Annotated in this window: 6 protein-coding genes, 2 tRNA genes and 2 rRNA genes (1 of these 10 only partly in view); 4 read left to right on the top strand and 6 right to left on the bottom strand. The window is 62.0% G+C overall.

What is annotated here, in order from left to right; all coding sequences use genetic code 11:
• The 4 genes from FJV43_RS21580 to FJV43_RS21565 form a co-directional block, all read right to left on the bottom strand.
• Nucleotides 1-1,150, bottom strand: a 23S ribosomal RNA gene (locus FJV43_RS21580); it reaches 1,696 nt to the left of the window's first position.
• A gap of 403 nt (nt 1,151-1,553) precedes the next feature.
• Nucleotides 1,554-1,629, bottom strand: a tRNA-Ala gene (locus FJV43_RS21575).
• A gap of 33 nt (nt 1,630-1,662) precedes the next feature.
• Nucleotides 1,663-1,739, bottom strand: a tRNA-Ile gene (locus tag FJV43_RS21570).
• A gap of 187 nt (nt 1,740-1,926) precedes the next feature.
• A 16S ribosomal RNA gene (locus tag FJV43_RS21565) occupies nt 1,927-3,415 on the bottom strand.
• Together the 16S and 23S rRNA genes with 2 tRNA genes alongside form the textbook arrangement of a ribosomal RNA operon.
• Before the next feature lie 992 nt (nt 3,416-4,407).
• Here FJV43_RS21565 and FJV43_RS21560 point away from each other — a divergent pair.
• The 3 genes from FJV43_RS21560 to FJV43_RS21550 all read left to right on the top strand — a co-directional run bounded on the left by FJV43_RS21560 (nt 4,408) and on the right by FJV43_RS21550 (nt 8,596).
• Complete coding sequence (locus FJV43_RS21560) at nt 4,408-6,471, top strand: M23 family metallopeptidase (protein ID WP_239620712.1); 2,064 nt, start codon at nt 4,408-4,410, stop codon at nt 6,469-6,471.
• A gap of 151 nt (nt 6,472-6,622) precedes the next feature.
• Complete coding sequence (locus FJV43_RS21555; protein ID WP_239620710.1) at nt 6,623-8,248, top strand: hypothetical protein; 1,626 nt, start codon at nt 6,623-6,625, stop codon at nt 8,246-8,248.
• 84 nt (nt 8,249-8,332) lie between these two features.
• The gene (locus tag FJV43_RS21550; protein WP_239620709.1) at nt 8,333-8,596 is read left to right on the top strand and encodes a hypothetical protein; all 264 of its coding nucleotides are present in this window, start codon (nt 8,333-8,335) and stop codon (nt 8,594-8,596) included.
• A gap of 77 nt (nt 8,597-8,673) precedes the next feature.
• Here FJV43_RS21550 and clpB read toward each other — a convergent pair whose 3' ends face one another.
• The gene (clpB, locus tag FJV43_RS21545) at nt 8,674-11,313 is read right to left on the bottom strand and encodes an ATP-dependent chaperone ClpB (protein ID WP_239620707.1); all 2,640 of its coding nucleotides are present in this window, start codon (nt 11,311-11,313) and stop codon (nt 8,674-8,676) included.
• Between the two features lie 243 nt (nt 11,314-11,556).
• Between clpB and FJV43_RS21540 the strand changes: the two genes are divergently transcribed.
• Nucleotides 11,557-12,345, top strand: coding sequence for an MOSC domain-containing protein (locus FJV43_RS21540; protein WP_239620705.1), 789 nt, complete (start codon nt 11,557-11,559; stop codon nt 12,343-12,345).
• A gap of 218 nt (nt 12,346-12,563) precedes the next feature.
• On the opposite strand, the gene FJV43_RS21535 is transcribed toward FJV43_RS21540, so the two are convergent.
• On the bottom strand, nt 12,564-13,532 hold the full coding sequence (locus tag FJV43_RS21535; RefSeq protein WP_239620704.1) for an IS110 family transposase: 969 nt from the start codon (nt 13,530-13,532) through the stop codon (nt 12,564-12,566).
• Nucleotides 13,533-13,695: the final 163 nt, after the last annotated feature.

Here is a 13,695-nt window from a genome sequence, read left to right as displayed (position 1 = left end):
TCTAAGCCAACCTCCTGGTTGTTTTGGGATTTCCACATCCTTTCCCACTTAGCCACGAATTAGGGGCCTTAGCTGTAGGTCCGGGTTGTTTCCCTCTCCACGACGGACGTTAGCACCCGCCGTGTGACTCCCGGATAGTACTCTCAGGTATTCGGAGTTTGGTTGGGTTTGGTAAGACGGTAAGTCCCCCTAGCCCATCCAGTGCTCTACCCCCTGAGGTATTCATCCGAGGCGATACCTAAATATCTTTCGCGGAGAACCAGCTATTTCCCAGTTTGATTGGCCTTTCACCCCTAACCACAAGTCATCGGAGCCTTTTTCAACAGGCACCCGTTCGGTCCTCCAGTGAGTGTTACCTCACCTTCAACCTGCTCATGGCTAGATCACTAGGTTTCGGGTCTAATACAACGAACTTGACGCCCTATTCAGACTCGCTTTCGCTACGCCTTCGCCTATCGGCTTAAGCTTGCTCGTTAAATTAAGTCGCTGGCCCATAATACAAAAGGTACGATGTCACCCAGAACGTATCTTGGGCTCCATCTGTTTGTAGGTGTCCGGTTTCAGGTCTATTTCACTCCCCTCGTCGGGGTGCTTTTCACCTTTCCCTCACGGTACTAGTTCGCTATCGGTCGCTGAGGAGTACTTAGGCTTGGAGGGTGGTCCCCCCGTGTTCAGACAGGATTGCACGTGTCCCGCCTTACTCGTGGATACATCATCGCATTACTCGTACGGGGCTATCACCCTCTGAGGCCCAGCTTTCCTGACTGGTTCCGATTGTCTCTGATGTATCACTGGCCTGGTCCGCGTTCGCTCGCCACTACTAACGGAGTCTCTGTTGATGTCCTTTCCTCCAGGTACTTAGATGTTTCAGTTCCCTGGGTTCGCTTGAAACCTCCTATGTATTCAGAAGTCTCATACCTTCTCTTGATAACCGGAAATCCAAAACCTTGCGGTCATGGTCCCGATCATTTCTGGTCAAACCCCAAAACCTAAGGTCTTGGAGTTCCGGCTATCGAAGGTGGGTTTCCCCATTCGGAAATCCGCGGATCAAAGCTTCTTCGCAGCTCCCCACGGCTTATCGCAGCGTAGCACGTCCTTCATCGCCTCTCAGCGCCAAGGCATCCACCGAACACCCTTAAGGCACTTGATTGCTCTCATTATCAATGTCCACACACTCGGCAGAATGTTGTCTGCAGAATTGCCTTGCGGCACGCGCCCTCGATGAACGCTATCTGCAGCCGGACATTGACTAGAAAGACCAGCTTGCTTCGTAAGATCGTTCCGATAGCGAGGCGGTCAAGCTTCGCTAAAAGGATCATTTACAACCCGCTCGTCCCTCAGACGCAGCCTTTTGAGCTACACTGAAAGGCGCGCGAGCGCCGAAATGATCCGGAGATAATGAAGTCTCGCGCGGATATTCTCCGCACGATCCAACTCGGATCGATCTCCTCTTTACGATGTCAGAAATCACGCAGCTTACTGTCCATCCGGACTAGCAAGTGCGAAGTGATGTTTCGCGGACGACGGTACAAGATCTCGGTGATCAAACCATCTGGTGGAGCCAGACGGGATCGAACCGACGACCTCATGCTTGCAAAGCACGCGCTCTCCCAGCTGAGCTATGGCCCCGTAACCAGAAGACGAATGCACACTCGATGAAAGTGGTGGGCCTGGGAAGACTTGAACTTCCGACCTCACGCTTATCAAGCGCGCGCTCTAACCAACTGAGCTACAAGCCCCTAACGCATATCCAGTCAAGGACCAGGGATCTGCAAGCCTGCAGCCCCAGCGCGTGTTCGTCCGCGAAGAAAGAGAAACGAAGACGGCGAAATCCCGCCAATGCAGCTCAACGATCTGGCGATCTGTTGGCCACTGATGTTTCTAAAACGGTTCGATAGAAGCAAGCTTCTGAAGAACCATCCTTAGAAAGGAGGTGATCCAGCCGCAGGTTCCCCTACGGCTACCTTGTTACGACTTCACCCCAGTCGCTGACCCTACCGTGGCCGGCTGCCTCCCTTGCGGGTTAGCGCACCGTCTTCAGGTAAAACCAACTCCCATGGTGTGACGGGCGGTGTGTACAAGGCCCGGGAACGTATTCACCGTGGCGTGCTGATCCACGATTACTAGCGATTCCAACTTCATGGGCTCGAGTTGCAGAGCCCAATCCGAACTGAGACGGCTTTTTGAGATTTGCGAAGGGTCGCCCCTTAGCATCCCATTGTCACCGCCATTGTAGCACGTGTGTAGCCCAGCCCGTAAGGGCCATGAGGACTTGACGTCATCCCCACCTTCCTCGCGGCTTATCACCGGCAGTCTCCTTAGAGTGCTCAACTAAATGGTAGCAACTAAGGACGGGGGTTGCGCTCGTTGCGGGACTTAACCCAACATCTCACGACACGAGCTGACGACAGCCATGCAGCACCTGTGTTCCAGGCTCCGAAGAGAGGGTCACATCTCTGCGACCGGTCCTGGACATGTCAAGGGCTGGTAAGGTTCTGCGCGTTGCGTCGAATTAAACCACATGCTCCACCGCTTGTGCGGGCCCCCGTCAATTCCTTTGAGTTTTAATCTTGCGACCGTACTCCCCAGGCGGAATGCTTAAAGCGTTAGCTGCGCCACTAGTGAGTAAACCCACTAACGGCTGGCATTCATCGTTTACGGCGTGGACTACCAGGGTATCTAATCCTGTTTGCTCCCCACGCTTTCGTGCCTCAGCGTCAGTATCGGGCCAGTGAGCCGCCTTCGCCACTGGTGTTCTTGCGAATATCTACGAATTTCACCTCTACACTCGCAGTTCCACTCACCTCTCCCGAACTCAAGATCTTCAGTATCAAAGGCAGTTCTGGAGTTGAGCTCCAGGATTTCACCCCTGACTTAAAGACCCGCCTACGCACCCTTTACGCCCAGTGATTCCGAGCAACGCTAGCCCCCTTCGTATTACCGCGGCTGCTGGCACGAAGTTAGCCGGGGCTTATTCTTGCGGTACCGTCATTATCTTCCCGCACAAAAGAGCTTTACAACCCTAGGGCCTTCATCACTCACGCGGCATGGCTGGATCAGGGTTGCCCCCATTGTCCAATATTCCCCACTGCTGCCTCCCGTAGGAGTTTGGGCCGTGTCTCAGTCCCAATGTGGCTGATCATCCTCTCAGACCAGCTACTGATCGTCGCCTTGGTGAGCCATTACCTCACCAACTAGCTAATCAGACGCGGGCCGATCTTTCGGCGATAAATCTTTCCCCGTAAGGGCTTATCCGGTATTAGCACAAGTTTCCCTGTGTTGTTCCGAACCAAAAGGTACGTTCCCACGCGTTACTCACCCGTCTGCCGCTGACGTATTGCTACGCCCGCTCGACTTGCATGTGTTAAGCCTGCCGCCAGCGTTCGCTCTGAGCCAGGATCAAACTCTCAAGTTGGACTTGAACTTTGAACCGGCTGATCACAACGTTTGACGAGGTCCCACCATTTTTCCATCGACCGAAGCCGATGAGCTGCCCGCGATTCACATCGCTGGCAACGATGGTGTTTCCTTTAAAACGTGTACCGCCGAAGTCTTTCGTCCGGTCTCGATCAGAAAAGCCGAAGCTTTCCAGAAGCGAGACCCGCAAGGACTCCGCCGTCCACGTTTCTCTTTCTTCATCTTCACTTGTCAAACAGCCCGGGACCAGGAGGCCCCAACCTTCCAGAGTGGAAGGGTTCCGATACCCTTACCGACGAAAAATGACTCCAACCGACTGGTGTCGATTGTTGTGTCACTCAACAAGGTGAGGAGCATCAGTGGCGCGTTCGCTCGCCTTGGTCAGTGACCCGGCGGCGCCGCGCTCAGTGGTTGGGGTTATAGTCCCCACCGATCGGGATTGTCAACGCCCATCGTCAACAAATCGTCGCACAGTGGATCGCCGAAAAAAAACGCGCGATTACAGTCGCTTAGAGCGACGCAGAGCGAGCGAGCCGACGCCGCGCGAAGAAAAAACTGAAAAAAAGTTTGCGGCCCTGGAGGCTCCGGAGGGGCTCCAGAGGCGGCTTGCGGCGCCGCTCCGGGGAGGCCCCTCGCGCCGGCTTCTTGAGGAAGTTTTTTCCATATTTGGCGCCGTACTTGAGCCACAATCCCGCGGCGTTCTGGTAAGAGACGAGCTTGAATCGCGGGGATGCCTATGGGGGCTGCCGGCGATTTTCATGGGGTCAGGGGAAGGCATCTTGCAGATGACGCGGCCTTCCTTCGACGTTCGAAAGACATCGAGAGAGTTTCATCCGTCCAGTTGTTCGTAATTTCGGCCAGCCCTGTTCCGGGGCTTCCTGAGCGCGGGCGCCTGTGCGGTTTGCCTTTTCCGGCGATCCCCGTTCAAGAGGGCGGCCAGGGACAAGGTTCGAAGCGGGCTTTCTTGGGTCATTGATTGGGGGACTTGGGTTGAACCACAGGACGTCACGCGGCACCTACGGGCGTGAGACCGGGATCATCGATCTCGGCCACGAGCCGCCGCTGTCCGTCGATGGTTCTGAAGCCGCCGTGATCGACCGCCGCCGCGTCTCGGTGCAATGGTTCAGCGGCACAATTCTGACCGGACTCTGCGGCGCGGCCCTGATCGGCGGCGCCGTTTTCGCATCGCTCGACGGCGAGATGACCTTCGCCAAGGTGCCGGAGCGGGTCGAGGGCGCCTTGCGCGGCGCGTTCGGCGCCGCCGATCGCGCCGCCTCGCTGCACAAGAGCGACCGGCTGCCGCCGCCGAGCGAATCCACCGCCTCGCGCAACATCGTGCGCGTCTCGACGGTCGCCCGCGTCGGCAACCGCGACGTGATGCGGGTGCGCCCCTTCGTCCGGATCGCCGGCAACCTGTCGATGACGACGAGCGACCTGTCGGCGAAGATCCCGCCGTTCAACGCCCAGCGCCTGCTCACCGATGTCGGCTCCGATCCGAAGACGGCGTCCGACGATCCCAACAATCCGGAGGCCGTCGAGCCCGACGCGGAGGTGTCATTCGTCACCAAGGACCTGTCGTCGGTGCTGCCGAAGGCCAAGATTTCCGCGGTGGTGGCGCTCGACGACATCCTGATGCGGGTCCGCGATGCCGCCAACTGGCGCGGCAATGGCGGGGTGCGCTACGCCTCGCTCGCCAATGCTACAGCCGACGTCTCCGGCACGACCGGCCCGTCCGACATCAAGATGGCCTACGCCGCCGAGGCGTCGTCCTCCGATCCCTATGCCGGTTTCGAGACGCGCGTGGTGCCGGAGAACGTCACGCTGCTGCCCAAGACCAAGGAGCAGATCACCGGCGGCAATCCCAATGGCGAGCGCGTCCATCTGGTCAGAAAGGGCGACAGCGTCGGCTCGGTGCTGCGCGAGCTCGGCGCGACGGCCGACGAGATCAAGGCGATCACCGCAACGCTTGGCCCGCGCGGCCGCGACGGCGGCCTCAAGGAAGGCGAGAAACTCCGCATCCTGATGGCGCCCGCAAGCCCCGGCGCCCGGCTCCAGCCCTATCGCGTCGTGGTTGCAAACGACACCATGGTGGAGGCGATCGCGGCGCTGTCCGATCTCGGCAAATACGTCGCCGTCGACGTCTCCAGCATGAACACCGTCGCCGACGCCGCGGCCAACGCCAACAGCGAAGACGATGACGAGGATGACGGCAGCGGCGTGCGGCTGTACCAGAGCATCTACGAGACGGCGATGCGCAACAAGGTCCCGATGCCCGTCATCGAGGACATGATCAAGATCTACTCCTACGACGTCGATTTCCAGCGCAAGGTGCAGCCCGGAGATTCCTTCGACGTGTTCTACGCCGGCGAGGACGAAGGCGTGACGTCGAGCGAAAAGAACGAGGTGCTGTTCGCCTCCCTCACCGTCGGCGGCGAGACCAAGAAATACTACCGCTACCAGAGCCCCGACGACGGCGTCGTCGATTACTACGACGAGACCGGCAAGAGCGCGAAGAAGTTCCTGGTCAGGAAGCCCGTCAACAACGCCATCATGCGCTCGGGCTTCGGCGGCCGCCGCCACCCGATCCTGGGCTACGTCAAGATGCATACCGGCGTCGACTGGTCCACCGCCTACGGCACGCCGATCTTCGCCTCCGGCAACGGCATGATCGAGAAGGCCGGCCCCGAGGGCGGCTATGGCAAGTACATCCGCATCAAGCACGCCAACGGCTACGAGACCGCCTACGGCCACATGTCGGCCTTCGCCAAGGGCATGGAGCCCGGCAAGAAGGTGCGGCAGGGCCAGGTGATCGGCTTCGTCGGCTCGTCGGGCCTGTCGACCGGCCCGCACGTCCATTACGAGATCCTGGTCAACGGCCGCTTCGTCGACCCGATGCGCGTGAAGCTGCCGCGCGGCCGTTCGCTGGAGGGCCCGATGCTGGCCAGCTTCGAGAAGGAGCGCGACCGGCTCGAGGGGATGATGAGCGGCCGCGGCGGCGCCATCGCCCGCATCTCGGACGCCACCGGCGGGCCGCTGCAGGTCACCAACCGCTAAGTCGGGAATTTGGCCCGCCCCGGCGGACATCTCCAGACACGACCCGAATTCGACGTCGTCGCGAGGCCGCTTTGCGGCGTCACAACGTCAAGTTTTGTTTGCCAAAGCGGCATGAGGAGCGAATACTTCCCAAAAAACGGGAGGTCTCGCCATGAACAACAGGCTCGCCTGCGCAGCCTTCGTCGCTGCGCTGTTCTCCGCCACGAGCCTGTCGGCTGAGACCCTGCCGGCAACCTGGGACGTCACCAAGCTCGTCCCCGGCTCGGCATTCCACGGCGTGCACGGGCTCGCTGTCGACAAGGCCGGCCATCTGTTTGCCGGCAGCGTCGCAGGCGCGGCGCTCTACGAGGTTGAGGGCAGTAGCGCCAAGGTTGCAATCCCGGCACCGGTCGGAATGGCCGACGACATCGCGTTCGCGCCCGACGGCACCATGGCCTGGACCGGATTCCTCGCCGGCGATCTCTATGCGCGCAAGGGCGACGGCCCGATCAAGAAGCTCGCTTCCGGCCTTCCCGGCATCAACTCGCTCGCCTTCCGCAAGGACGGCAGGCTCTACGCCACCACCGTCTTCCTCGGCGACGCGCTCTACGAGATCGACGTCGAGGGCGTCAAACCGCCGCGCCAGATCATGGAGAAGATGGGCGGCCTCAACGGCTTCGAGTTCGGTCCCGACGACAAGCTCTACGGTCCGCTCTGGTTCAAGGGCCAGGTCGCGAAGGTCGACGTCGACAAGGCCGAGCTGACCGTCGTTGCCGACGGCTTCAAGGTCCCGGCCGCCGTGAACTTCGATTCCAAGGGCAACCTCTTCGTGGTCGACACCGCGCTCGGTCAGCTCGTCCGGGTCGATCCCAAATCGGGCGCCAAGACCATGGTCGCGCAGCTGAAGCCATCGCTGGACAATCTCGCCATCGACGACAAGGACCGCATCTACGTCTCCAATATGGCCGACAACGGCATCCAGGAGGTCGATCCTGCGACCGGCCAGGCCAAGCAGATCATCATCGGCAAGCTCGCTTTGCCCGGCGGCATCGGCGTCACCTCGGAGAACGGCAGGGACACGATCCACGTCGCCGACGTGTTCGCCTATCGCACGGTGAATGGAGCGACCGGCGAGGTCACCGAAAAGGCGCGCATGCACGCCGCCGGCGTCACGCTCGAATATCCGATGAGCGCGACGGCGAACGGCAACGACGTGGTCCTGTCGAGCTGGTTCACCGGCACCGTGCAGGTGATCGACGGCAAGACCGGCGCAACGCGCGACATGCTGCACGGCTTCAAGGCGCCGCATGACGCCGTCGTGCTCGCGGACGGCAGCATCCTGGTGGCCGAGTTCGGCACCAAATCGCTGGTCAAGGTGAGCGGCGAGCACGGCAAGGATCGCGTCACGCTGATTGGCGACCTCGAGGGCCCGGTCGGGCTCGCCGGTGGACCTGGCGGCGAGGTCTATGTCACCGAAGCGTTTGCCGGCGCCGTCTCCCGGATCGACACAAACGGCGGAAAGACCGTGGTCGCCAAGGACCTGAAAATGCCCGAAGGCATCGCACGGGGCCGCGACGGCCAGCTGGTCGTGGCGGAGGTCGGCGCCAAACGGCTGATCGAGATCGCGCCGGACAGCGGCAAAATCACCGAGATCGCCGCCAATCTCCCGATCGGCCTGACAGGCGCGCCCGGGGGCCTGCCGACGCACATTCCGACAGGCGTGGCGGTCGGGGCGACGGGCGTCATCTACTTCAGCTCGGACATCGAGAATGCGATCTACAAGGTGGTGAAGAAGTAGCGTCCGCCGGCCAAGGCCTGGCCGCGGAACCCGGAGGCGGATTTTCGGTTAGCTGACGGAGCCGACCAGCAGGAGGACAGCCCCATGACGCGCCTCTCACGGGACGATGTCGTCAAGGCCGTGGACGGGGCCGACGACGTCACCATTGCCCAGATCATCGGGACCGGAGCGACGGTCGAGGAACTCGCCGAAGCCCAGGCCTGGCTCGCCAATGACGAGCCCATGATCAACGATCTGCGACCGCTGGCGCAGGGACGGGTGCGCGAGCTGGTGGATATTCTTTCGGAGCTTGACGAGGACGAGGAGGAAGGTCCGGCGGGTCCTGGCTCCGCGTCCGCAGCCGGTTAGCTGAGACACCGACAAAGGAAAACGCCCCAGAGAGGTTGGCCTCTCCGGGGCGTCCTGTTGCTTCAAGCGCCGTACCCTCAGTTCAATTTCCGCTTCGTCACCGGCGCCTCGAACTGGGTGATCTCGGCGGTTCGCGGCGCCTTGCCGTTGAAGGTCAGCACGTTGCCTTCGGACGAGATCGCGACCGTGTCGCCGTCCCTGACGTCGCCGGCCAGGATCATCTCGGCGAGCGGATCCTGGAGGTAGCGCTGGATCACCCGTTTCAGCGGTCTTGCGCCATAGGCGGGATCCCAGCCCTTGGCGGCGAGCCAGTCGCGGCCTGCGGCATCGAGCGTCAGCACGATCTTGCGATCGGTCAGCAGCTTCTGGAGACGTGCGAACTGGATCTCGACGATCCGGCCCATCTCGCTCCGCTGCAAGCGGTGGAACAGGATGATCTCGTCGACGCGGTTGAGGAATTCGGGGCGGAAGTGCGCCCGCACCATTCCCATCACCTGCTCGCGCACGGCCGAGGTGTCCTCGCCCTCCGGCTGGTTCACCAAGAACTCCGAACCGAGGTTGGAGGTCATGATGATCAGCGTGTTGCGGAAGTCGACGGTGCGGCCCTGGCCGTCGGTCAGGCGGCCGTCGTCGAGCACCTGCAACAGGACGTTGAAGACATCAGGATGCGCCTTCTCGATCTCGTCGAACAGCACCACCTGATAAGGCCGGCGCCGCACCGCTTCGGTGAGCGCACCGCCCTCGTCATAGCCGACATAACCCGGAGGCGCGCCGATCAGCCGCGAGACCGAGTGCTTCTCCATGTATTCGGACATGTCGAGGCGGACCATCGCGGTCTCGTCGTTGAACAGGTATTCCGCGAGAGCTTTCGTCAGCTCGGTCTTGCCGACGCCGGTGGGCCCCAGGAACATGAACGAGCCGGTCGGGCGGTTCGGGTCTTGCAAGCCCGCGCGCGAGCGGCGCACGGCGGTTGCGACCGCACGCACGGCCTCGGCCTGGCCGACGACACGCTTGCCGAGCTGCTCCTCCATCTTGAGGAGCTTCTCCTTCTCGCCTTCCAGCATCTTGTCGACGGGCACGCCGGTCCAGCGCGAGACCACCTGCGCGATGTGATTGGCGGTGACCGCCTCCTCCATCATCTCGCCGGAGCCTTCACGCGCCTCGATATCCGCCAGCTGCTTCTCCAGCTCCGGAATCCGGCCGTAGGCCAGCTCGCCGGCCTTCTGGAATTCGCCGCGCCGCTGCGCGTTGGCGAGCTCGACACGCAGGCCGTCAAGCTCGGCCTTCAGCTTCTGGGCATCGGAGAGCTTGTTCTTCTCCGCGCTCCAGCGCGCCGTCAGCCCAGCAGACTTCTCCTCGAGCTCGGCAAGGTCCTTCTCCAGGGTCTGGAGCCGGGTCTTTGAGCCGGGATCGCTTTCCTTCTTCAGCGCCTCCTGCTCGATCTTGAGCCGGATGATCTCGCGGTCGAGCGAATCCAGCTCTTCCGGCTTGGAATCGACCTGCATCTTCAGCCGCGCCGCGGCCTCGTCCATGAGGTCGATCGCCTTGTCCGGCAGGAAGCGGTCGGTGATGTAACGGTTGGACAGGGTCGTGGCGGCCACGAGCGCGGAATCGGTGATCCGCACGCCATGGTGCTGCTCGTACTTGTCCTTCAGCCCGCGCAGGATCGAGATGGTATCCTCGACCGAGGGCTCGCTGACGAAGATCGGCTGGAAGCGCCGCGCCAGCGCGGCGTCCTTCTCGACGTGCTTCTGGTACTCGTCGAGCGTGGTCGCGCCGATGCAGTGCAGCTCGCCGCGGGCGAGCGCGGGCTTGAGCAGGTTGGAAGCGTCCATCGCGCCGTCGCCCTTGCCGGCACCGATCAGCGTGTGCATCTCGTCGATGAAGAGGATGAAGGTGCCTTCGCTCCCGGTCACTTCCTGGAGCACGGCCTTCAGCCGCTCCTCGAACTCACCGCGATATTTCGCGCCGGCGATCAGTGCGCCCAAGTCGAGCGAGAGCAGCTTCTTGTCCTTCAGGCTCTCCGGCACGTCGCCATTGACGATGCGCAGCGCCAACCCTTCCGCGATCGCGGTCTTGCCGACGCCGGGCTCGCCGATCAGGACGGGGTTGTTCTTGGTCCGGCGCGAGAGCACCTGGATGGTGCGACGGATCTCCTCGTCGCGGCCGATGACCGGATCGAGCTTACCGTCGCGCGCGGCCTGGGTCAGGTCGCGGGCATATTTCTTCAGCGCGTCATACGCGTTCTCGGCGGTCGCCGAATCCGCGGTCCGCCCCTTGCGCAGCGCCTCGATCGCCGCGTTGAGGTTCTGCGGGGTGACGCCGCCCTTGTTGAGGATGGTGCCGGCTTCGCTGGACTTCTCCAGCGTGAGGCCGAGCAGCAGCCGTTCGACGGTGACGAAGCTGTCGCCGGCCTTCTCGCCGGCCTTTTCGGCGGCGTCGAAGGTGCGGGCGAGCTCGGGCGCCAGGTAGATCTGGCCGGCGCCACCGCCGGAAACCTTCGGCACCTTGCCGAGGGCGTCCTCGGTCGCCTTCAGGATTGCACGGGAATTGCCGCCAGCGCGGTCGATCAGACCGGCAGCGAGCCCCTCATTGTCGTCCAAGAGGACTTTCAGGAGGTGCGGGGTGGAAAACTGCTGGTGCCCCTCGCGCATCGCAAGCGACTGCGCAGACTGAATGAAGCCCCTGGAGCGTTCGGTATACTTCTCGATGTTCATCTTTTCTGTCCCTCGGCCTGCCTCTCATGGAGCCCTCAAAGGCACTCCAAATGGCATCTTCATTGGGTTTCCGCCTGGCGTGTTGACGTTCCTCAACCCGCAAGCGGTCGTTATCAGCCGGCGCTGGCGCCAGCCTGATCCAGATGTGGGAAGCGTGGCCTCGGATCGGAAGAGGCGACTTCACAATTTCGTGCACGCTTAGACCCGCTTGGCGCGAGCAGGCCGAATCCCCTAAGTAGCGGCATGAAAGCCAGCCAGACTGCCGAGATCACCGGCCTTTACCGTTACCCGATCAAGGGCCTCACGCCGGAAGCCCTATCCCGCGTGACCTTGCGACCAGGGGAGACCCTGCCCGCCGATCGCCGCTACGCCATCGAGAACGGGCCGAGCGGCTTCGATCCCGAGGCCCCCGCCTGGAAACCGAAGATCCAGTTTCTGATGCTCGCGCGCAATGAGCGGCTGGCCGAGCTCGACAGCCGGTTCGACGACGCCACCAATCTGTTGACCATCCGCAAGGACGGCCAGATCGTCGCCAGCGGCGATCTCGAGACCGCCGCCGGCCGCGCCGCGATCGAGGCCTATTTCAGCGAGAACTTTCAGCCGGAGTTGAAGGGCCCGCCCAAGGTTCTGTCCGGCCGCGACCACAGCTTCTCCGACGTCGCCCGCAAGGTCGTCTCCATCATCAATCTCGGCAGCGTCCGCGCGATCGAGACTATGCTCGGCGGCGCCGCCGTGCACCCCCTGCGCTTCCGCGCCAATCTCTACGTCAAGGGCTGGCCGGCCTGGTCGGAGCTCGAGCTGGTCGGCCAGACACTTGCGGTCGGGCAGGCCCGGCTGAAGGTGATCAAGCGCATCGTCCGCTGCCCCGCCACCAATGTCGATCCTGAAACCGCCAAGCGCGATCTCGAGATCCCGCCCACGCTCTCGCGCCATCTCGGCCACATGGATTGCGGCATCTACGCCGAGGTGATCGAAGGTGGCGAGATCGGCGTGGGCGATGCGGTTGCGGTGGAAGAGCCGAAGCTGCTGTGAGAGCCACACTGCCGTAGCAACCATTAAATAGCGGCCGTGTTTTGCGCCGTCCGGATCGCCTGCGTCTGCCATGATGACGCCGTGCTCGCGTCCGTCAAGGCGTGGCCTGGCGGCAGATCGGGTGATGTTGGGGCGAGCGACGGCCATCCTTGACGGACGCTACGCGCGACGTCATGAGGGAGCCGTAGGTCGGGACGAAGAAGCGCGTCTCGGTCGAACTAAGAAGCAGGGAATGATCCTACCGGAGGTTCGCCGCACCACGGCGTGCCGCGAGCCACCACTGTGTTGGCGAAGATGAGCATCTTTCTGGCACAGGCAACGAGCGCCTGCTTGTGTTCCTTTCCAGCCGCAGTCAGCCGTTGATAGAGCTTGATGAGCTGCGGGTTCCATCGAAACGATGCGGCCAGTGAAGCCGTATAAAGGGCGCGGCGCAGCCGCTTTCGTCCGCCCTCGATATGCCGAACGCCTGACCGGTCGCCGCTGTCGTCGTCATAGGGCGCAAGGCCGGCGAGAGCGACAGCTTGCTCCCGCGTGATCTGGCCGATCTCAGGCAGACGCACCAGGATGGCCACGGCGGTCGGCAGCCCGATGCCGTCAACGCTGTTGATCAGGGCAAGTCTCTTGGCAAGGTCGGGATGCTTGCGGATCGAGGCGACCAGAGCCTTGAGTGCGACCCTCACGCGCTGCTCCAGGCGAGCGATATCCTCTTGCCAGAGCTTGTTGATCGCCGCATTGCGGCAGCTTTCGATCCTGTTTTTGAGGCGTGCAATATCCTCACCGATCTGATCGATCATGGTCAGCTGCTCGGCGAACGGCAGCAACCGGGGATCGGGAGCGGTATGGATCTTCCGCACCGCGGCGGTGCAGGTTGCGATAAGAGCGGCATCGATCTTATCGTTCTTGGCCCGTTGCAAGTGGAATGTGGCATAGGCTCGGACCTGAGCCGGCTGAAACACCACAACCACAAACCCCTTGCGTCGCAGTTCGGCGACGACAGCCTGTTCGTAACCGCCGCTCGCCTCGATGCCGACGCGTTTGATGCGATGCTGTCGCAGCCACGTCAGCAAAGCCTCATGGCCTTCCGCCGTGTTCGTCACCTGCAACTGCTCGCGGCTGCCCTCGATCGCCACATCGAGCTTCCGTTTGCCGGTATCGATCCCGGCACAGATCGTGGTATGCTTGGCCATCTTCGTCGATCCCTCCCTTGTTATGCGAACCTAAAGTTCGTTCAACCATTCGGGTCCCGATGAAGTGCCGATCGCGATCTTGCTACGTCTGACAGCCCTCAAGGCTTCGGTGGGTACCGATCCGATCGAACGGCGACCCAGCTCGGGCGGCCACCCGGGCTGG

The organism is Bradyrhizobium sp. I71, from assembly GCF_022354745.1.
Taxonomy (GTDB): domain Bacteria; phylum Pseudomonadota; class Alphaproteobacteria; order Rhizobiales; family Xanthobacteraceae; genus Bradyrhizobium; species Bradyrhizobium liaoningense.
Note: the sequence above shows the minus strand (reverse complement) of the source record. Positions and strands in the feature narration are given on the sequence as shown.